This window comes from Xanthomonas sp. GW, from assembly GCF_014236815.1.
Lineage (GTDB): Bacteria > Pseudomonadota > Gammaproteobacteria > Xanthomonadales > Xanthomonadaceae > Xanthomonas_A.
Genome location: NZ_CP051189.1, coordinates 431,519 through 450,807, shown reverse-complemented (window position 1 = coordinate 450,807; position 19,289 = coordinate 431,519). Strand labels below are relative to the sequence as shown.

General features: G+C 58.3%; 23 protein-coding genes. All 23 read left to right on the top strand.

The annotated features are described in order from the left end of the window. The first annotated feature begins 1,019 nt into the window (after positions 1 to 1,019). A complete protein-coding gene (locus tag HEP73_RS02050; protein ID WP_185821925.1) occupies positions 1,020 to 1,382 on the top strand; it encodes a bleomycin resistance protein in 363 nt (120 codons plus the stop codon). A 61-nt stretch (positions 1,383 to 1,443) separates the two neighbouring features. Further along, complete coding sequence (locus HEP73_RS22780) at positions 1,444 to 1,923, top strand: DUF4188 domain-containing protein (protein WP_185821924.1); 480 nt, start codon at positions 1,444 to 1,446, stop codon at positions 1,921 to 1,923. 60 nt (positions 1,924 to 1,983) lie between these two features. Beyond that, complete coding sequence (locus HEP73_RS02040) at positions 1,984 to 2,436, top strand: hypothetical protein (RefSeq protein ID WP_185814967.1); 453 nt, start codon at positions 1,984 to 1,986, stop codon at positions 2,434 to 2,436. A gap of 113 nt (positions 2,437 to 2,549) precedes the next feature. Continuing rightward, the gene (locus tag HEP73_RS02035; RefSeq protein ID WP_185821923.1) at positions 2,550 to 3,020 is read left to right on the top strand and encodes a VOC family protein; all 471 of its coding nucleotides are present in this window, start codon (positions 2,550 to 2,552) and stop codon (positions 3,018 to 3,020) included. Between the two features lie 174 nt (positions 3,021 to 3,194). Beyond that, positions 3,195 to 3,374 carry a hypothetical protein gene (locus HEP73_RS02030; protein ID WP_081274991.1) on the top strand — a complete coding sequence of 60 codons (180 nt, stop codon included), beginning with the start codon at positions 3,195 to 3,197 and terminating at the stop codon, positions 3,372 to 3,374. A 533-nt stretch (positions 3,375 to 3,907) separates the two neighbouring features. Then, positions 3,908 to 4,315, top strand: a complete 408-nt coding sequence (locus tag HEP73_RS02025) for a DUF6265 family protein (RefSeq protein ID WP_185821922.1) — start codon at positions 3,908 to 3,910, stop codon at positions 4,313 to 4,315. Between the two features lie 853 nt (positions 4,316 to 5,168). Next, complete coding sequence (locus HEP73_RS02020) at positions 5,169 to 5,519, top strand: DUF6717 family protein (protein ID WP_185821921.1); 351 nt, start codon at positions 5,169 to 5,171, stop codon at positions 5,517 to 5,519. 35 nt (positions 5,520 to 5,554) lie between these two features. After that, complete coding sequence (locus tag HEP73_RS22775) at positions 5,555 to 6,253, top strand: bleomycin resistance protein (protein ID WP_458309645.1); 699 nt, start codon at positions 5,555 to 5,557, stop codon at positions 6,251 to 6,253. Between the two features lie 867 nt (positions 6,254 to 7,120). Next, on the top strand, positions 7,121 to 7,357 hold the full coding sequence (locus HEP73_RS22770; protein WP_458309644.1) for an Imm32 family immunity protein: 237 nt from the start codon (positions 7,121 to 7,123) through the stop codon (positions 7,355 to 7,357). Between the two features lie 928 nt (positions 7,358 to 8,285). Then, positions 8,286 to 8,684, top strand: coding sequence for a hypothetical protein (locus HEP73_RS02010; RefSeq protein ID WP_185821919.1), 399 nt, complete (start codon positions 8,286 to 8,288; stop codon positions 8,682 to 8,684). 1,488 nt (positions 8,685 to 10,172) lie between these two features. Next, positions 10,173 to 11,393 (top strand): PQQ-dependent sugar dehydrogenase, encoded by a 1,221-nt coding sequence (locus HEP73_RS02005; RefSeq protein WP_185821918.1) that lies wholly within the window; start codon positions 10,173 to 10,175, stop codon positions 11,391 to 11,393. Positions 11,394 to 11,824: 431 nt separating this feature from the next. Then, complete coding sequence (locus tag HEP73_RS02000) at positions 11,825 to 12,205, top strand: hypothetical protein (RefSeq protein ID WP_185821917.1); 381 nt, start codon at positions 11,825 to 11,827, stop codon at positions 12,203 to 12,205. A 585-nt stretch (positions 12,206 to 12,790) separates the two neighbouring features. Further along, positions 12,791 to 13,012, top strand: a complete 222-nt coding sequence (locus tag HEP73_RS22545) for a hypothetical protein (RefSeq protein ID WP_255423639.1) — start codon at positions 12,791 to 12,793, stop codon at positions 13,010 to 13,012. An 83-nt stretch (positions 13,013 to 13,095) separates the two neighbouring features. Beyond that, on the top strand, positions 13,096 to 13,902 hold the full coding sequence (locus tag HEP73_RS01995; protein WP_185821916.1) for a trypsin-like serine protease: 807 nt from the start codon (positions 13,096 to 13,098) through the stop codon (positions 13,900 to 13,902). Positions 13,903 to 13,968: 66 nt separating this feature from the next. Then, the gene (locus HEP73_RS22735; protein WP_185821915.1) at positions 13,969 to 14,289 is read left to right on the top strand and encodes a hypothetical protein; all 321 of its coding nucleotides are present in this window, start codon (positions 13,969 to 13,971) and stop codon (positions 14,287 to 14,289) included. Positions 14,290 to 14,349: 60 nt separating this feature from the next. Beyond that, positions 14,350 to 14,895, top strand: coding sequence for an NADAR family protein (locus tag HEP73_RS01985; protein ID WP_185821914.1), 546 nt, complete (start codon positions 14,350 to 14,352; stop codon positions 14,893 to 14,895). A gap of 152 nt (positions 14,896 to 15,047) precedes the next feature. Then, entirely contained in the window at positions 15,048 to 15,617 is a 570-nt protein-coding gene (locus HEP73_RS01980; RefSeq protein WP_221899368.1) for a DUF1963 domain-containing protein, read from the top strand. Positions 15,618 to 15,807: 190 nt separating this feature from the next. Beyond that, on the top strand, positions 15,808 to 16,122 hold the full coding sequence (locus HEP73_RS01975) for a hypothetical protein (protein ID WP_255423637.1): 315 nt from the start codon (positions 15,808 to 15,810) through the stop codon (positions 16,120 to 16,122). A 210-nt stretch (positions 16,123 to 16,332) separates the two neighbouring features. Continuing rightward, positions 16,333 to 17,319 carry an AI-2E family transporter gene (locus HEP73_RS01970; RefSeq protein WP_185823256.1) on the top strand — a complete coding sequence of 329 codons (987 nt, stop codon included), beginning with the start codon at positions 16,333 to 16,335 and terminating at the stop codon, positions 17,317 to 17,319. Between the two features lie 79 nt (positions 17,320 to 17,398). After that, entirely contained in the window at positions 17,399 to 17,887 is a 489-nt protein-coding gene (locus HEP73_RS01965; protein ID WP_185821913.1) for a YcxB family protein, read from the top strand. A 129-nt stretch (positions 17,888 to 18,016) separates the two neighbouring features. Continuing rightward, on the top strand, positions 18,017 to 18,229 hold the full coding sequence (locus tag HEP73_RS01960) for a hypothetical protein (RefSeq protein WP_185821912.1): 213 nt from the start codon (positions 18,017 to 18,019) through the stop codon (positions 18,227 to 18,229). Between the two features lie 144 nt (positions 18,230 to 18,373). Further along, the gene (locus tag HEP73_RS01955) at positions 18,374 to 18,655 is read left to right on the top strand and encodes a hypothetical protein (protein ID WP_185821911.1); all 282 of its coding nucleotides are present in this window, start codon (positions 18,374 to 18,376) and stop codon (positions 18,653 to 18,655) included. A 115-nt stretch (positions 18,656 to 18,770) separates the two neighbouring features. Continuing rightward, positions 18,771 to 19,169, top strand: a complete 399-nt coding sequence (locus HEP73_RS01950) for a VOC family protein (protein WP_185823255.1) — start codon at positions 18,771 to 18,773, stop codon at positions 19,167 to 19,169. The last annotated feature ends 120 nt before the right edge of the window (positions 19,170 to 19,289 follow it).

Here is a 19,289-nt window from a genome sequence, read left to right as displayed (position 1 = left end):
ACACTCGGCTCAGGCGGGCAGTGCTGGGGAGCACGATTGCGATCTCAACCGTTTCGGCCACTCACTGCCTAACAACTCATTCAAGCCGACGTTGCTTCGCAACGCGGCTTAATTCAAGCGTTAGAGGGCTGATGACAGACTTTTCGCTAGTCGAGCCAAGGGCGATTCGGGTCGATACCGGCCACGAACCGGACCTGACTGTCTCGGTGGAGTCCATTCAATCCAACGCTGACGGCCTTTGCATCACGATCAAATCCGAGCTATGGCGTGCTCAGGCTGTCTTCGACTCCTTTTGGGGCTTCCGTGTCCTGACGGAGTTGGACCTCACAGAGTTCTGGTCCAAGGTGACGCTCAAAGACGGCTGGCTGTTCAAGGTCCAGGCCGGGGGATGGTTAGACTTGGAGCTAAGTCGTCCTTACTTCACGTCAGGTCGCTTGTATCAGCTACACGAGTACCTTGTTGTCGGCGCAAACGACTGTGTATCGGTCCTATCCGAGCGCCCACCCAGCATCACCGGTACGCCCTCTAACAATTCATTCAAGCCGAACCCGCTTCGCGGGTCGGCTTAATTCAGGTGTTAGGGCTCAGAACATGAATCCCAGCGAGTTCGTTGATGCGCTGAAGACTGAATGTGCGGATGCTGCCGTCTCCGGCTGCATAAGCACGTATCAATCCCCACCCGGTCGCAGACCCGCACAAACACTGCTTGATCTTTCCAACTGGTATCGGGGGCTTGGTCCTGCTGATCAGGCCAACGTTGTTGCCGCAATGCGAGATGCAGCAGATGCAACGCTTTTTGGCGTACTGTGCGTTATTGACGGTGTTCGAGCGATTGAGGATCATCCTGATAAGTCCAAGTTTAGACTCACAGCGACACGCAGTGGCTCAACCTCCATCATTTCACCAGGGCCTGAGCACCTTCATGACTTGCTACGTGCTGAGCCCTAACAATTCATTCAAGCCGAACCCGCTTCGCGGGTCGGCTTAATTCCGGCGTTAGGCAGCAAGGAGAGATCATCGTGACTCAGACAGTGACCCCCGTCCTTCGGATAACCAGTGCTTCCGCCAGTTTCCCGTTCTACGTTCAGGGGCTTGGATTCACCGTCGATTGGGAGTATCGGCACGAGCCAGATCTTCCGGTCTTTGCGCAGCTCACTCGCGGGGACCAATCCATTTTCCTAACAGAGCACGCAGACGACTGTCAGGTCGGTGGCGCCATCTACTTTGCTGTTCCAGATGTAGACGAGTGCTATCAGGCGTTCCAAGCAGCGGGACTTGTTCAATCTGGCTCGCCGCGCAACACCGCATGGAAAACTCGCGAAATCTTAGTAGCTGATCCAGACGGCAACAGGCTCACCTTCTTCACTGAGCTCACCGCCTAACAATTCATTCAAGCCGAACCCGCTTCGCGGCTCGGCTTAACTCAAACGTTAGGGCTCACAAATGGTAAGTCGCGATCGACTCACAGCTTCGCTAGACGGCGAGTTCGCCGTCTTCTTAATTGGTATGCGAATCAACAAACCTCTGCTTGTGCATAGGTGGCTGCCGGTGTTACAGGCTATGGGACAGATGATCGGCGAATTACACAGCCGCCCTGAGCTCGGATTTCTACACGCTGAAAGTTGGCTGTCACGGACAACCGTAATGATCCAGTATTGGCGATCTACGGAGCAACTGCTCGCATACGCTAAAGATCGAGACTCGTCCCATCTTCCGGCTTGGCAAGCTTTCAATCGGGCGGCAGGTACTGATGGGTCAGTGGGGATATGGCATGAGACATATTTAGCTTCGCCTGGCAGTTACGAGAATATTTACGTCGGCATGCCGCCTTTCGGGTTGGGACGTGCCGGCCAACTTGAACCAGCTTCCGGAAAAAAATCCTCAGCAAAGGATCGACTTAGAAGAGCGCAGGGTGAGCCCTAACAATTCATTCAAGCCGAACCCGCTTCGCGGGTCGGCTTAATTCAGACGTTAGGCCCCTTCATGCGCCGCAAGGTTATCCAGCATTTCGCAAACATGCTTCCTCAGAGATTCCTTGATCTGCCCGAGGGGTTGGATCTAGCAGTGTTGGCGAGGGAGAAGAATGGCGTCGTAGAGTTCGATTTTCTGCAAGGAACCGCCTCGATCAACGGCCTCTCCAAGCCCGAGATGCGCACCGGGGCAAGCTATCGAGAGTGGCTCCTGAGAGAGTCAGAGGCACATGGCATTCCGGCGGAAGCACTGCTGCACGCGTCGATGAATGTCGCATTCGAGGTCACCGGGATCGAGGTCAAGGAGTCCTATGGTCACGTCTTCCATAGCGCCACATTCAGCTTTGAATGCACTAGTGAGCTACGTACTGATGAGAGACCATACATCTGCCGATCCTCAGGTGCCAAGGCATGGGGTTACGGCCACTACTGGGAGCAGTTGTATGGCGCGGGGCCAGGGGCCTAACAATTCATTCAAGCCGAACCCGCTTCGCGGGTCGGCTTAATTCAGGCGTTAGGCGCGGTCGTTTAGTGCGGAAATTCAGTCAATCATTAACTTTCGTAATTTCAAGGTGAGTAATGACATCGTCACGAAATTTTGAGGTCTACCGTTCTGATCACGTTGGCATTTCAGTGCCATCTCTCGACGATGCCATACTGTTTTGGACCGAAGCCTTGGGCGCTGAACTTATCCGCACCGGGGAAATGGCTGGCGACTTCCTTACGCAGGTGACCGGCGCCAAGAATGCAACCGTAAAAATGGCAATAGTTGAGCTCGCTGGCCAAAAAATCGAATTGCTAGAGTACGACGATGTTACAAAGCGCACGGAGGCTCCCTCCAGGCCTTACAGTGCCGGGATATTTCACTTGGCCATTCAAGTAAGCAACATTGAGGCAGTGATCGAGAAGGTCGGTTATTATGGCTGGAAAGCTCAAGGCAAACCCCAGAAGATCGAAGAAGGCTCGCGTACTGGCACTCATGTGATGTATATCGTAGGTCCGTCAGGAACAGCACTTGAACTCATGCAACCGCCGTCCTTGGATAAATGATTCTATTTTTTGGCATGTTTCACAACTTCATGGCGACTTGAACAGTTTGCGGAGGTTGCCTTGGGTGCCCGAAAAATCGCTGCAGTTGACTGCCCAAAGCGCTCCGCGCTTCGGCTGCCTTCGGCTGCTCCGGCGGCAACTGAGCCAAGGCGTTAGGCCGCAAGGGAAAAGTTCATGACGCTTGAAGAGGAAGCCAAACGGGCCACTGAGCTGCTAAGTGGAAAAATGGTCGAGACTGTCTGGCGCCACCAACCAGGCGAGGTAGGGATCAGATTCAAGGATGGCAGCCGGCTCTTCGTAGACATCAACGGCAATGCCCTCGAGCTTTCGATTACCAGCTCCACCGATGAGTAAAGAATCGCAGCTAGTGGGATTTTCTTGCTCACGGCCTAACAATTCGTTCAAGGCGAAGCCGCTTCGCGGCTCGCCTTAACTCAGGCGTTAGGCCGTGGTGGAGCAACAGCATCGGTGCTCGCATCTTCGACCAGTTCACTGGCGCGTACGCGGTCGGCTCCGGACAGTGGTTCTCACCGTAACTGGCATCGGACAGTCCGCCGCTTCGTCATTTCGTGTCACTGCCGCGCGGCACTCATTGCGCCTGGCTTCGGAGCCAACAGGCCCCGTGGCATTGTGGTGCAAGCTTCATCCCGCAAGCTGTGGCACACTCGGCCCAGGCGGCAGTGCTGGGGAGCATGGTTGCGGTCTCAACCGTTTCGGCCACTCACTGCCTAACAACTCATTCAAGCCGACGTTGCTTCGCAACGCGGCTTAATTCAAGCGTTAGGCCGCACAAATACCATGCGTACTCTGCCCTTCCTAGCAGCAATACTCGTGCTTTTCGCTGGCACGGGCACAAGTGCAAGAGCTGCAGACATCTCGCAGTTGGCTTGGCTTGGGGCTGCTGGAAAAGCGATACCGCCGAGCCGGGCTCAGGCGAGCACTGGCTGCCCTTGGCTGGCGGTACCTTGCTCGGCGTGAGCCGCACGGTGAAGCAAGGAAAGACAGTTGAGTTTGAGTTCATGCAGATCCGAGCTGTGGAAAGTGGACAACTGGCATTCATCGCCATGCCGTCAGGGCAGAAAACAGTGGTCTTCCCTCTCCTGCGCCTTGGTGAGACCGAGGTCGTGTTCGAGAATCCACAACACGACTTCCCGCAACGGGTCATCTATCAACTCGAAGGCGAAACGAAGCTGCGGGCTCGAATCGAGGGCATGCGGAAAGGGGCTCTCCGGGTCATCGAGTTCCCAATGAACCGAGTGAGCTGCGATTCACAACTCAAACTCCCTGCCAGGTAGCCCGTGCCGCCTAACCCTTCCATCGAGAGGGTCGCCCAAAGGCTAGCGCCTTTGGGCGCCCCTCATGTCAAACGTTAGGGCTCAGAACATGAATCCGAGCGAGTTCGTTGATGCGCTGAAGACTGAGTGTGAGGATGCTGCCGTCTCCGGCTGCATAAGCACATATCAATCCCCACCCGGTCGCAGACCCGCACAAACACTGCTTGATCTTTCCAAATGGTATCGGGGGCTCGATCCTGCTGATCAGGCCAACGTTGTCGCCGCAATGCGAGATGCAGCGGGTGCAACGCTTTTTGGCGTACTGTGCGTCATTGACGGTGTTCGAGCGATTGAGGATCATCCTGACAAGTCCGAGTTTAGACTCACGGTGACACGCAGTGGCTCAACCTACATCATTTCACCAGGGCCTGAGCACCTTCATGATTTGCGACGTGCTGAGCCCTAACAATTCATTCAAGCCGACCGCTTCGCGGATCGGCTTAATTCAGGCGTTAGGCCGTGGTGGAGCAGCAGCATCAGTGCCAGCATCTTCGACCAGTTCACTGGCGCGCACGCGGTTGGCTCCGGATAGTGGTTCTCACCGTAACTGGCATCGAACAGTCCGCCGCTTCGTCATTTCGTGTCACTGCCGCGCGGCAACCATTGCGCCTGGCTTCAAATCCAACGGGCATCGTGGCATTGCGGTGCAAGCTTCCTCCCGCAAGCTGTGGCACACTCGGCTCAGGCGGGCAGTGCTGGGGAGCACGGTTGCGGTCTCAACCGTTTCGGTCACTCACTGCCTAACAACTCATTCAAGCCGACGTTGCTTCGCAACGCGGCTTAATTCAAGCGCTAGGCGGCAAGGAGAGTATTCATGAACTCCATAGTTGCAATTCATCCATACAAAACTCACGACATGTGGGTGTTCGACGATCTAGCCGCCGGCCTGCGCGAGGAACCGTTTGTATCTGGAGCCGACCAAATCATTGAGCATATGGTGCGTGACTTCTCTAGCCCAGATTCTGGATTCACATTGATCTTCTCAGCTTCACCTTTTCCTGGCTATGACTTGGAACTACTTTGGGTTCGGTCTGACCTTAGCGCTAACTGGTACCACGCCCAATCAATAGCGATGGAGGGCTGGCTCTGCCCAGCACTACTAAAGTATTTTGATTCGCCGCCACCTACACTGTATGCGCAGTTTCGTCAAAAGGTTGCCGCCTAACGCCTGAGTTAAGCCGTGGTGGAGCAACAGCATCGGTGCTCGCATCTTCGACCAGTTCACTGCCGCGCACGCGGTCGGCTCCGGACAGAGGCTCTCACCGTAACTGGTATCGGGCAGTCCGCCGCTTCGTCATTTCGCGTCACTGCCGCGCGGCAATCATTGCGCCTAGCTTCGGAGCCAACAGGCCCTGTCGCATTGCGGCGCAAGCTTCATCCCGCAAGCTGTGGCACACTCGGTCCAGGCGGCAGTGTTGGGGAGCATGGTTGCACCATCCAAGCTTTGCGGCCACTCACTGCCTAACAACTCATTCAAGCCGACGTTGCTTCGCAACGCGGCTTAATTCAAGCGTTAGGCAAGAAGGAGAGATCATCGTGACTCAGACAGTGACCCCCGTCCTTCGGATAACCAGTGCTTCCGCCAGTTTCCCGTTCTACGTTCAGGGGCTTGGATTCACCGTCGATTGGGAGTATAGGCACGAGCCAGATCTTCCGGTCTTTGCGCAGCTAACTCGCGGGTGCCAATCCATTTTCCTAACAGAGCACGCAGACGACTGTCAGGTCGGTGGTGCCATCTACTTTGCTGTTCCAGATGTAGACGAGTGCCATCAGGCGTTCAAAGCAGCAGGACTTGTTCAATCTGGCGCACCGAACAACACCGCATGGAAAACTCGCGAAATCTTAGTAGCTGATCCAGACGGCAACAGGCTCACCTTCTTCACTGAGCTCTCTGCCTAACAATTCATTCAAGCCGAACCCGCTTCGCGGCTCGGCTTAACTCAAACGTTTGGCCGCTAGGAGAGTTCATGCACCCTTTGAATTATGTAACTATAGCTCTTTTCGCTGCCGTCATAGCGAATGACTGGTTGCTGGCCCGCAGCATCCGCAAGGCCATTGGTGCACAGCAATTGAAGTCTGCTGAGTTGGACAGCTTTCGTTCGGGCGGCTCACCACTCGGGATCGCCCTTAACCTATTACGCATGCGAAAGATTCCAGTAGCTAATGACTTGTCACACCCTGATCACGTTGCCATTAGGCGGCACTACCGTGCTCACCAGGTTCTCGTCGGACTGCTGGTCTTTTGCATCATTGGGCTTTTGCTCCTTCGGGCAGCGGCCTAACAATTCATTCAATCCGACGGGCTTCGCCAGTCGGCTTAATTCAGACGACAGGCCGCAAGTGAGAGTTCATTGAGAGTCCTCGCAGCTATCCTCATACTGATCATCGCAGCTGCGATAAATCTCTTTGCCATCAAATTTGGCTTGGAGGACAAACGACCTTGGATACGCTTCTCCTCGGCAGCATCGGGATCTCTTGCGATCCTTTGCGCCATTGCGACTCCAGGCGCATTTCTTCGCTTCTTACTATCCAGCGACTCTTTGGCGCTGACAAATATATTCCTTGCAGTCGCAGGTCTCTTTACCGCGACATCTATCGTACTTGATGTTGTAATTTTTTTCAGGCTACAAAGTAGTGAAGCCTAACAATTCATTCAAGCCGAACCCACATCAAGGTGGCGCCCGAGCGCACGTCTTCGGCTATACTCATCCTCAGTAGCCGCCCTGCTGCGGGCCGGCCTAATTCTGGTGTTAGGCATCTTGGCATATGATGTTCTTCGGATACTCAGAAACTGATCTCCCGCCAGAGGAAATCACACCTACTACACTCACTGAGGTGACGCTATGCGCTTCTACCAAAGAGTTGCGCGAGATTGCCAATTTCTTAATTAAGTGCGCTGCCGATATGGAACGCATGGGCGAAAGCTACGATCACGTCCATCTTTCTGATCAACTTAAGCAGTTCCGCAATTCGCCACAGTTTGTGGTTTGTCGCAATGACTAGCATCGTTCATCTATCAACGGCAACGCTTTGCCTTCGCGCAGCGGCCTAAATGGTTGGTCAAGCCGACACCAACATTCCCTCCGTGCTGCGCACTCCGGTGCGGCTTACCGCGGGCGTTAGATGACCATCGAAGAACTCAGCGCATATGAGCAGCAAGCAATCGAAGCCATTGCTGCCTCGGACCCGCAGCGGGATGTGATTCTGGCTCAACTGGCTACAGGCAAATGTGCGTCCCGCGACTACACGGGTGTTGGGCTCTACACAAATCTTGCAGTAGACCCTAGCGCAGCGCTGCTGGACCAGGCTCGCCGGAAGATCGAGGACATGCCCAAGGTTCACGCGAGCACCCGGATCTGCCGGACGGCGCCGGGCTCATCTTGTGGGTCAAGGACGGCTACATTAGTTGCCTGGAGTCGTACACATATGAGGGTAGCTGGCCGCAGGACGAATCACTGTTCCGGCTGGTCAGCTAACAATTCGTCCAAGCCGACGCCGCCTTGCGGCGCGGCCTAACTCAGGCGTTAGCTGTCATGAGACACATTGCGGCGACCCTGCTAATACTTGCCCCGCTGGCAGCGACTAGTAGTGGCGTGGTTCGTCCGGCGCACATTGAGCCGGTCTTGCAGCCACCGCATGCCTGTGACAACAAGCCACAAGGCTTCACCTGCTCTGTGACAGTCAAGCTGCATGTGGTTTCCGGCGGCCTAGTTGATCGCGTCGAGATTCTTGAGTCATCTAGAGATCGCCCTTGTGACGTATCAACAAGGCTTGCTGCGGCCAAATACCGCTTTGGCCAGGAGATCGAGAGATTTGACTACACAACCACCATCGATTCGTACAGTTGTGGCGTCGGAAATGACAGCTAACAATTCATTCAAGCCGACGCCGCTTCGCGGCGCACCTTAACTCAGGTGCTAGGTCCTTCGGAATGCGCGAACAAGTCAAGTCACTAACCAAATCCCAGGCGAAGGAATTTTGCATTCACCTTTGGAATGAGCTTACCATCGCCGGGCGCGCCATCTGGACGGATGAAAAGTTAGATCAGGCCACGCAACTCAACGCTCTTAAGTGGCTAAATGAAGTGCAGCACAGAGTTTGGGGAGCTTACTCAAGCGACCGTCCAGACTCTCTTATGCATTTGCTCGACCGGATTATATCGCACTGCGAGGAGGCTCCGATATTGGGATTTCATGTTCGCGTTGCACTGGATCGTTCTCTCGCCATATTGGCCTTAACCAAAGGTCGCGCAGTTTCCGATGTGGATCAATTGGCCGGCGCGGGGCCTAACAATTCATTCAAGCCGAGCCCACATCAGGGCGGTGCCTAAGTGCGCGCCTTCGGCTATATTTGCACCCAGTCGCCGCCCTGATGTGGGCTGGCTTAATTCAGGCATTAGGCCCCATGATCATCTCTTTCAAAGGTCCAATATTCTTTGCTTCTGAAGACGAGAATCAGTTCTTTGGGTGGCTATACTCGCTACCTGAGTACAAGGACATTCGCGGCAGAGGCACCACCTTAGACTTGGAGCTGGCGCATCCGGTCAGTACGGACACCGTACGGCAGCTACTAATCGTATTTCGTCGCTGGCACGTTGACCCGACGCCGCTGGTCCACTTGCGATCCCCTGAGACAGATAGCTTCGTCCTCTGGGATACTTCCCTTTGGCAGGCCTCTTCGGAGCCTAACAATTCATTCAAGCCGAAGCCGCTTCGCGGCTCGGCTTAGTTCAGGCGTTAGGTACCAATGGAAGATTTCAGGAAAAGCACGGATAACATACATGCGCCGCCCGGCGCCGTTGTCAGAGGTCGCTCTCCGCGGTCTCCACGGCGCGCGTTGGTTCTTGGCTGCGCTTCCTACTTTGTGCTCCTGCCCGCGCTTGCATACGGATACGTTCTCCTTAATCCACCCCCTGCTGTTTTGCCACCAGTCTTGCTTGCGACCTGGATCTTGCCGGTGTCGTTCGTCAATATTTCGCAACGCGGACTCATAGGACGTGTCCGCATCGGCCGTCGATTCCTAAATCTATTGGTTCTCTCGTGTGCGTTAGTTGCCGCTCTACTATTTTGGTTTTGGCTGCTCCCCCGCTTCCTGTCGTCCTTCCCAATTGGTGTCAATCTTCCCGGCGGAGTCCGGCTTGGCACATAACAATTCATTCAAGACGAATCGGCTTCGAAACCAATCCATGATGGGCCGGCTTAATTCAGGGTGTTAGGTAGCATGTCCAGACCTCTGGTAACTGTTCGATCAATCTCCGATTCAGAGGTGGCGGTCATTGAGCATGCGCTTGCCGTTGCGGCAACCGATGAGTCCACTCAGGATCTGATTGGACTTGTTCGCTCCCTGAAGGTGGTTGGCCGTTGCGGTTGCGGATGCGCGTCGGTGGACTTTCGTGTTCCGGCTCAGGGCCAAGTCGCACGTATCGTCGCTGACGCCATGGCTAAGGCTCCGGACGGTGAGCACCTAGGCCTGATCGTTTGGGCGCTGGACAACCATCTTTCGAGCTTGGAGATCTATAGCTACTCGGATCGCCCAGCGTCCTTGCCAGTGGTGGCAACAATATCAAGCTATGGCTCGGGCGGCGGCGCGGATGCGGCCTAACAATCCATTCAGGCCGAAGCCGCTTAGCGGGCAGCCTTAATTCAGCGTTAGACCTAGGGACATTTCGTGGCACTCCCAACAATTACTTTTTCAACTGGAAATTCGAAATCAGGAATTTCATTCCGACTTCACGCCAGGATTAAACAAACCGTCACACCCAAACAGCATTCGAGACATTAGGATCTCCCAAGTCGCTCGGACGCAAGGAAACACGCACATGATGAAGCTGGCAAGCGGGTTCCTGGCTGGCGCTCTGCTCACAAGCGCCGCCCACGCACAGACTAACGCAGGCGGTCAGAAACCCGATCCCGACCTCCCCTTCAAGGTCACCAAGGTCGCTAGCTTCGACCTGCCCTGGCGCATTGCCTTCCTGCCCGATGGCCGCATGCTCGTGACCGAGAAGGTCGGCCGCCTCCAGCTTGTCACGCCGGGTGGCGCCAAGACCGAGATCAAGGGCATCCCGGCCAGCTATGTCGAAGGCCAGAACGGCATGTTGGGCGTCTTCCTTTCGCCCCACTACGCCATTGACCACAATGTTTACCTTACCTATGTCGCCCCCGGCGGCTATGGCGGTGGCCTGGCGATGGGCCGAGGCCAGCTCGTTCTGGAGGGCAATCAGGCCCGGCTGCACAACTTCCAGGTCCTGTGGCGCCAGATGCCCACGGGCAAGGGCGGCCAAGCCGGCGCCCAGATCGCCTTCTCACCGGACGGCAAATACCTCTTCCTCACCGTGGGCGACCGCCAGCGTTTCACGCCGGCCCAGGATCCCGATCAACCGGCTGGCAAGATCCTGCGGCTGACGCTGGACGGCAAACCCGCGCCCGGCAATCCGTGGGCAGGCAAGGTCGGTGCCGCCAGCATTCCGCTGATCGATCCGGCGGCCGATACCGAAGCCGCCAAGACGGCTCCGGTTGTCAGCACCTATACGTTCCCCAGCCGCAACCTCACGCCGGCCGAAACCTGGTCCACCGGCCACCGCACGCCGTATGGCCTCGCCTTCGCGCCTGACGGTCGACTGTGGGAGCTTGAGCACGGCCCTCAAGGCGGCGACGAACTGAACCTGATCCAGCGTGGCAAGAACTACGGCTGGCCGCTGGTTTCGTATGGCATGAACTATAACGGCGTGCCCATCCCCAGCCCGGACACGCGGCCCGATCTCGTCAAGCCCGTGATCTATTGGGTACCGGTGATCGCACCAGGCAACATCATGTTCTACAAGGGCAGCATGTTCCCGCAGTGGAGGGGCAGCGCCTTGATCAGTGGCCTTGTCAGCGGGGGAATCATTCGCGTCACCGTTGACCGCAAGGGCGGCGCCACCGCGGTCCAGCGCTGGAGCCTGGACAAGCGCATCCGCGATATCGAAGAGGCGCCGGATGGCTCATTGTGGGTATTGGAAGATGCGCGACCCGGTGGTCTGTACCGGCTCACGCCGAAGTAATGCACTGGAGGCCGGCGGATGAGGGTAGAACTCAAGAGGCGTGATAGCACATCCATCACGCATGGGTTGCTTTCACCATGTGCCCTCGCGCCCATTGGCCGCGTGAATGCCCAATCGCCGACGAGCTCTAAAGCTTCTTTCGTCCCCCTATTCGACCAGTACTCGGCGGCGGCAAGATCAACCTGCTGGTCGGCGATACCGAACCGGCCGCCCGCCACATCGCACAAGACGCACAAGGCCGGGAGCCGTTTGAGATACGTACGCGCAAGGTCACCACCGCGATGACGGGATGCGCTACTGGCGACCAGCGCAGACATGGGTGCGGTGGGATACGAGAACAAATGCTTACCTTCACGGTAATGTAGCCAGCAATTCACTCAACTCAATGTCACTTCGTAGCGCCACTTGACTCAGGCGTTGGGATCCACGAAATGCATCCATTAATCCGTTTTGAATCAGCGCTGTTCGACGCTTCCGGGGAACCAGAGAATCCGATCAATCCGATCTTTGGCTACTCGCTTCTGGAATGGCTCAGAACTAAAATCCCTGAATTGAGCTTGCCGGAGCCAGAAGACTGGGGCTGGTTCTCAACGATCGTCGTCGACGAACACTGCTACCTGCTGGGAGCAAGTGGAGAAGGACCTTGCTTGCCCTCCATGGAATGGACCTTGCAGGTCGCAAAATTCAGAACGAGAAATCCGTCCTCTCGAGAAGTTCGCCTTGAAGACGACGATATTTGTCTCGCGAGCGTCTTGGCAGTCTTGGGCTCGGAACCAAGGATCAAGTATCTTGCTATCGAGCACGCCACCTAACCACTCATTCAAACCCCAACCCTCGGCGCGGCTTAAGTCGGGCGCTAACTACCTTGAAAATAAAACATCCATCCTGCCCAGATTGTGGACACGGCATCCGCTCACTTTGGCTATTTTTACCAAGGCTCAAGTTAGTACGTGAGGAGATCGCTTGCCCGGCCTGCCACACTGAGCTGGCAATTTCCGGAAAGGCTTGGACAATGTCATTTCTTGCAGGCACCGCGACGATGGGCGTTGGTTTTCTGCTTTTACGCTGGTACCTCGTTCGTAACGGTGCTATCCAGGGGGTAGCTCCTGCCACACTTGCTCTTCTGCCACCTTTTGTCGGGCACCAATTAGTCGCCGCCTGGGTGTGTCGTCGCTACGCTGTCCTTGAGCCTACGCAACCAGGCGGCAGCTAGCAATTCACTCATGCCGATCCCGCTCCGCAGGTCGACTTAATTCAGGCGTTAGGCCGCGGGGACAGTTCGTCGCCATATCTGGCGTTCCATCCGGCGCTTCGCCTGGTTCGTCGCAGCCCAGTTGCCGCGCTTCCCTGGAGCTGCAATCCTTCCGGTTCTCCCCACCGGCCAAAGGAGCCGCATCGTGAAAGCGCTAATTGCGACAGTTGCGTGGTGCCTTCTCCTCGTTCTGTGCTGGCCACTGGCCCTGCTGGCCCTGGTCCTGTGGCCAATCGTTTGGCTACTGACCCTGCCCTTCCGGCTTGTGGGGATCACGTTCTCTGCCGTGTTCGCGCTCCTGCACGCCATCCTGCTCCTGCCTGCCCGCCTCCTTGGCTGGCGGCCGGGGCACGCAGCGGCGGCCTAGTATTTTGCTCAAGCAGAAGCCGTCTCGTGGCTTGGCTCAATTTTAGCGTTAGCCACTCTAAGAGAATTCCAAAGGAATCGCATATGGCCCGGCTCTTGCTGCTCGCACTGCTTGTTGTGCCCTTCAGTGCGGGCGCAATCGTCATTCGGGATGACGTTGACGACTCGAAGTATCGAGTTCCGGCATCTGAGTTTCCTGCCTTGGTTGACATGCCTGGCGAGGGACACGGCGTGCTGATTGCGCCGCAATGGGTCGTGACCGCTGCCCATGCGATCACGTGGCAACCCGAAATCAAACAGGTCACCATCAATGGGATATCCAGGGACGTTGAACGTCTCGTGATACATCCCGGGTACAAGAAGCCTCCGCAAGCGCTACTCGACCAAGCGCTGGCTACTTGGGATTGGACACTGTTCAGGGTTGTGCTCTCCTCATCCGATGACATCGCACTTCTCAAACTGGCACAACCCGTTACCGATATCACTCCAGCCGCAATCAACAAGAGCAGTGATGAGTTCGGTCATGTCGTCAAGATCATAGGGAAAGGCGCTACGGGTAACGGGGTCACTGGATACGAATTCAGCAGCGCTCACCGCACGGAGCTTCGCCGTGCGTACAACAAAGTCACCAGCGCCGATGGCCGCTGGCTCTGCTATATGTTCGACAAACCGTCGGACGCCCTCCCCCTTGAAGGCGGGTCGGGAAGTGGTGACAGTGGTGGACCAGTCCTTATCCAGGCCGACAAGGATTGGCTGGTGGCCGGACTGACCTCATGGTCAGATCCTCAAAGCGCTATCAGGACGCCCGGGAGGTATGGTCAAATCACCTGCAATGTTCGCCTGAGTCATTACAGCGAGTGGATTGAAAGCATCGTCTCTATGCAACCGTAGGCGGACGCCAACAATTCCTTCAAGCCTAAGTCGCTCGCGGCTCGGCTCAACCCATACGTTAGGCCGATGTCCAGATATTGCAGCCACTGCGGGTTGGAGCTTCGAGAGGTCGGGGACTTCCGATCCCACTGGATCACCGTTTACGAGTGCCCAAGCGAGCTGCCTCTTCACGACTTCCTGGAGGTGGGCGATCCCCGTTGGTCCTTTCCGCTCTTGGACCTCAATCTCGGCGTCAAAGACCGCCTGACCAATGCGGACCCATCGCTTGTCGAGCTTGCCATCTCCCGCATCCGAATGATCGACTACAAAACCGTGAGCATTTTCGGCTTCGAGCAAACTCTACTCGGCACCTTCTCAGAGCCCGGCAATGCTGCCGTACAGTCCTAATGGTTCATTCAAGCAGAACCCGCTTCGCGGCGCGACTTAGCCCAGGCACTAGATTGCATAATGCATGACTCTCAACCTCTGGAAGTCCTTCGCTCCCGTTTCGACGCTGGCGAGCAGCTGAAGTACCTCTTTTTCTGGGGGCATCGGACCCGCAAAGGCAAAGTGACCGCGTCCTGCTTCAGCCAGTGGTACGAAGCTCCGTTCGTCGTTGAAGGGCAGCACTATCCAACCGCCGAGCACTTCATGATGGCGGAGAAGGCCGCGCTATTCGGAGATCATGCAACAAGGGCATTGGTGCTTCAGGCGCCCACTCCTGGAGCAGCAAAAGCGTTAGGCCGGCAGGTACATGGCTTCGACGAGGCGGCGTGGCTGGAGAACCGGTTCTCCGTCGTCATCCGTGCCAACGAGGCCAAGTTTGCTCAGAACACGGAGTTGGGCCTATTCCTCAAGCAAACGGGCTCTCGTATTCTCGTCGAGGCGAGTCCCGTCGACTCCATCTGGGGCATCGGTCTGGCCCATGATGACGGGAGGGCAAGCAACCCGAACCTCTGGCCTGGCCTCAACCTCCTCGGCTTCGCCCTCATGCAGGTGCGCGACGGCCGCTAGGAAAGCTGCAGACCACGTTGCGCCGCCGACAATTGATGCGACCTGATGACGCCTGCCGCACTCGAAGTACTGAACCTGCTGCGTACCAAGCTACGCCGTGCTTCCGTCGCCACGGCAGGAGGCTTCCGCCCACCCGAAGACCCAATGACGCCATGGTTCTGCCGCGCAGTCGGCCTGCCGAACGAAGGGTTTCCCTCGTGGAATGGCGAGCCAATGTTTCCACTGTTGCAGGTCCGCATCGACGCGCTGCCCGTCGTTCCCCGCAGTTGGAAGGCATCGCGTTTTTGGTACTGTTCCAGAACCTGCAGCGCCACCCATTCGATCGCCCACACGGCGATGGCTGGCTGGTCCGCGTGTACAGGTCGCTGGACGGCCTGGAGCCGCTTCCCCAGGTTGCGCACCCGTTTCGGCCTTTCCCGATCCGATGGAGCGAAGTGGACGACGACGCTCCAGGCTGGGAAGACGCCTGGGATTGCGTCGATCTGACTGCGGTGAACGACGACGCCACGGCATCCAAGGCCTTCTTCGACGACTTCGCACGCCACGCCTGTACCAAGTTCGGCGGTTACCCCACCCAGATCCAGCATGGGGTCGGCTTGAAGGACTTCGTCTTCCAAGTCGCGTCGGAGGAAAAAGTGGGCTGGATGTGGTCGGACAATGGATTCGGCTACTTCTTTCGCTCGCCCGAAGGGCAATGGTCATGGTCTTGCCAGTTCTACTGACGGTAGCCAGCGGTGCATTCGGGTCGAACCTCAGATCGGTCGAACCTATGAGCCGCTTCGCACGATGCTCGAACAGCAGTCGCGAACCCGCTATCGTGCATCCACTCGACTGCTGTCCACCCTACATGTATCTACCATTTGAAGCCTGGCGTATCCCGTTCTTTGCGGCGACCTGCGCCAGCGAACACACATGAAGACCGAGTGGCGGCATTCGGCGGGCAGCACGCTCTTTGCGCTGCTGACGTTCTCCTTCCCCGCATACGCAACAAGCCAATGCCCGCCCGAATTCGGCCCGAAGAATCCGATCGTCAACCTGCTGGGCTGGCTCGTCGTCGCCCTGGGCATCGTCGTCGGCAGCCTGCTGTTCGCTTACCTTGTCCGGCGTTCGCGCGGCATGCGCTGGTTCTCTCGCTCTGCCGTCATCGTCCTTGGATTTTGCGGGATGATCGCCGTGTGGGTGGGCGGCCTGGGGTTGGCGTTCGTGTACTTCTTCTTTACGTGCTAGGAATGCGCCCGGACCTGTCATTCGCGCCGAGTCCGCGTCATCGGCCAGGACGGTTCAGGCAACGGCAGCGCCTTGCGCTCTTCGCTCGCCTTGCACTGCGCTGACCGTATCGTCCGCACACTGCCGTTTGCCGGGATGTGCCACATGCTTTCCTCCGCCCCAAATTCTCCGTCCCCGCTGCGGCCTTTCGCGGCGCGCGTGCTGGTCGTCATGGCGCTGGTCGGCCTGGCGCTGCTGGCCTGGCAGCTCTCCGAACTGCTGCTGGTCGTGTTCGGCGCGGTGGTGGTGGGCGTGCTGCTGCACGGGCTCGCGTCGGCATTACGCAAGTGGCTGCCGGTCCCGGAATGGGCCGCGCTGGGCCTGGTGATCCTGCTGTTGGTGCTGATCCTGTCGTCGATCGTGTTGCTGTTCGGCGCGGAAGTCGCTGCCCAGATCGACGCCTTCCGGACCACGCTGCCGGCGGCCTGGAACAAGTTCCATGCGTGGTTGCAGTCCGGCCCGCTCGGGCCGCAGATCGAGAGCATCCCCGACCAGTTGCGCGACGGCGCTTCGACGCTGGCCACGCATGCCGGCGCGATCGTGCTGTCGGCCGGCGGCGGGATCACCGACGCGGTGCTGATGCTCGTCGGCGGCGTCTACCTGGCCGCGCAGCCCAAGCTGTATCGGCGCGGGCTGCTGCGGCTGCTGCCGCGCGACCGTCGCGATGTCGCCGACGAGGCCTTGGCCGCCAGCGGCCAGGTGTTGCGCGCCTGGCTGGGCGGTCAGTTCCTGGCGATGCTGGTGATCGGCAGCCTGACCGGTCTGGGGCTATGGCTGCTAGGCGTTCCGGTGGCGCTCGGCATCGGCCTGTTGACCGCGCTGCTGGACTTCATCCCGATCGTCGGCCCGATCGTGGCGGCGGTTCCGGCGGTGCTGCTCGGCTTCACCGTCAGTCCGCAGGTGGCGCTGGGCGCGCTGCTGGTGTTCGTGGTTCTGCAGCAGATCGAGGGCCATGTGCTGCAACCGCTGATCCAGGCGCGTGCGGTGGATCTGCCTCCGGCCTTGCTGCTGTTCTCGCTGTTCGGCATCGGCGTGCTGTTCGGACCGATGGGCGTGGTGCTGGCGGCGCCGTTGACCGTGGTGATCTACGTGCTGGTCAAGCATCTGTACGTCCACCATGCGCTGGACGACGCAGGCGATCCCGTACCAGCGGATTGATCCAGCCGCGTAACGCGTAGACTCCGGATCTTCATGACCGACGCCGCCATACAGCGGCGCCCAATGCGGACGTTATCCGATGCATCGCGCCACCCTGCGCTACGACAAAACGCTGATCCGGCAAGCCGTGGCGAGCTTCTGCTGGCGCGTCGTCGGGCTGCGGTATCTCGTAGCCCTGGCCTTGGTGGCGGGATCCCTTGTGTTCCTCGTTCGCGGCGGCAACGCCTCCTGGTGGGTCGGCGTACTGGCTGGCGTACTGGCGCTCGGCGTTGTCTTTCCCGTAGCGCTCTACGCCATCCACTATCGCCACTCGCTGCTCAGGCTCGATGCGATGGGCACTCCCCTCGGTACGCTCGAAGCATCCGAAGCCTCGCTGTCGCTTTCCTCGGGTGCCGGCATCACGACACTGCCCTGGTCGGCCGTTTCCGAAGTGTGGCGATTCGAATCCTATTGGCTGCTGCTGCTTTCGAAGTCTCAATTCGTCACCTTACCCCTCGCCGACCTCACCCCGGAAGCCGCCGAGTTCATCCGCGCCCGGGTCCTGGCTGCGGGCGGCAAGATTTCCTGACGCCGCATGCGGTCGAGGCCATCTCTTGGCCCCTTGCAATCAAGGGTTGGCACCACCCGATGCCCCACTACTACAAACGCCGTTGGAATCAGTCCCGCGCCGATCGACGCATAGGGTCACTCCTGGTGGTTGTTCGAGACCGATGATGCGTTCTGGCCGAGCAGGCAGATCGAAATCCATGACGCCGGCCTGGTCCTGCTCTATCACCGCGACCGTCTTGAGGATGCGTATGGCGGCCTCGGTGCAACGTCACTCGATCCAGACGAGTTCGAGCCGTTTCGCATCGATCGCGCCGAGTGCGAACACAAGTGGGCGGAACAAAAACCGCTCAATGGCGCCTAAACTAGGCCACCAGGCGCCTCTACCGCGGCGCTGACACATTGGGACTGACAGGGACGTTGCGTGCCGCATTCTGGAATTTACATTCTCGGCCTCTTGGCAGTGCTTTTCTCTGCGTTGCTCTGGCTGCGCAGCCGGCGCAGGCCCATGCGATCTGCAGAAGAAGCGGTTGCGACGACATGGCTTGGCGTCAGGCGCCTGGTGATGCTTGGATTTTCCCTGCTGCTGGTTCTGGGCGCACTGCGCAACCTATATCTCGCCTTCGCGCTACAAGACGTTCGCCATGTCGGCTATGCATTGTTGGGCGTCCTGCTTGCGCTTGTCGCCTACCATGTCGGCCGCTATGGAAGGGTCCGCAGGGGTTCCACGGCCGCGGAGGACATGCGGGCGCATGGCAAGCGGATGAAGAAGTACGGCTGGCGTTGGTAAGCTGCCACTCGCGTCGGACCAAGCGTCAAATCGTCCGATCCGGATCGGTCCCACACACATGGCACTTCGCTCCCGCAAGGGCGGAGCCGGTCCACTCGATCAGGAACTCCACAACATGCTCCATCACGTCTCTCTCGGCGTCGCAGACATCGAACGCGCCGCGCGCTTCTACGATGCTGTGCTGGGTGCGCTCGGCTATGTCCGGGTATGGGAAGACCTGAGTCCCGGGGACGACGACCAGGCCGTTGGCTATGGACTGCCCGGCGGCGGCGACAAGCTGGCGATCAAGATGCGTGGCGCCGGCGCTCGCGCGCCCGGTCCCGGCTTCCACCTCGCCTTCGCCGCACCCAGCCGGGATGCGGTTGCCGCGTTCCACGAGGCAGCGCTGCAGCATGGCGGCCGCAGCAATGGCGCCGCCGGCCTGCGCCCGGACTACGGCCCCGATTATTACGCGGCGTTCGTGGTGGATGCGGATGGCCACCACATCGAAGCCGTCATCAATCGGGTGCCGTAGGCGCGGCGACACTGCGGCGGTTGATGGGCGCTTGCCTGCGCTCCGATTGCTAATGGCGTAAGCGCAGGCCATGCCGTCGACCGATCGCGTGAGGCGCTGCTCGCAACGCAAGGCCTTGCG

Coding starts and splice junctions, on each gene's coding strand:
- HEP73_RS22780 (WP_185821924.1), top strand. CDS start 1,444: ATGGTAAGTCGCGATCGACTCACAGCTTCGCTAGACGGCGAGTTCGCC.
- HEP73_RS02040 (WP_185814967.1), top strand. CDS start 1,984: ATGCGCCGCAAGGTTATCCAGCATTTCGCAAACATGCTTCCTCAGAGA.
- HEP73_RS02035 (WP_185821923.1), top strand. CDS start 2,550: ATGACATCGTCACGAAATTTTGAGGTCTACCGTTCTGATCACGTTGGC.
- HEP73_RS02030 (WP_081274991.1), top strand. CDS start 3,195: ATGACGCTTGAAGAGGAAGCCAAACGGGCCACTGAGCTGCTAAGTGGA.
- HEP73_RS02020 (WP_185821921.1), top strand. CDS start 5,169: ATGAACTCCATAGTTGCAATTCATCCATACAAAACTCACGACATGTGG.
- HEP73_RS22770 (WP_458309644.1), top strand. CDS start 7,121: ATGATGTTCTTCGGATACTCAGAAACTGATCTCCCGCCAGAGGAAATC.
- HEP73_RS02010 (WP_185821919.1), top strand. CDS start 8,286: ATGCGCGAACAAGTCAAGTCACTAACCAAATCCCAGGCGAAGGAATTT.
- HEP73_RS02005 (WP_185821918.1), top strand. CDS start 10,173: ATGATGAAGCTGGCAAGCGGGTTCCTGGCTGGCGCTCTGCTCACAAGC.
- HEP73_RS02000 (WP_185821917.1), top strand. CDS start 11,825: ATGCATCCATTAATCCGTTTTGAATCAGCGCTGTTCGACGCTTCCGGG.
- HEP73_RS01995 (WP_185821916.1), top strand. CDS start 13,096: ATGGCCCGGCTCTTGCTGCTCGCACTGCTTGTTGTGCCCTTCAGTGCG.
- HEP73_RS22735 (WP_185821915.1), top strand. CDS start 13,969: ATGTCCAGATATTGCAGCCACTGCGGGTTGGAGCTTCGAGAGGTCGGG.
- HEP73_RS01985 (WP_185821914.1), top strand. CDS start 14,350: ATGCATGACTCTCAACCTCTGGAAGTCCTTCGCTCCCGTTTCGACGCT.
- HEP73_RS01980 (WP_221899368.1), top strand. CDS start 15,048: ATGGTTCTGCCGCGCAGTCGGCCTGCCGAACGAAGGGTTTCCCTCGTG.
- HEP73_RS01975 (WP_255423637.1), top strand. CDS start 15,808: ATGAAGACCGAGTGGCGGCATTCGGCGGGCAGCACGCTCTTTGCGCTG.
- HEP73_RS01970 (WP_185823256.1), top strand. CDS start 16,333: ATGGCGCTGGTCGGCCTGGCGCTGCTGGCCTGGCAGCTCTCCGAACTG.
- HEP73_RS01965 (WP_185821913.1), top strand. CDS start 17,399: ATGCATCGCGCCACCCTGCGCTACGACAAAACGCTGATCCGGCAAGCC.
- HEP73_RS01955 (WP_185821911.1), top strand. CDS start 18,374: ATGCGATCTGCAGAAGAAGCGGTTGCGACGACATGGCTTGGCGTCAGG.
- HEP73_RS01950 (WP_185823255.1), top strand. CDS start 18,771: ATGCTCCATCACGTCTCTCTCGGCGTCGCAGACATCGAACGCGCCGCG.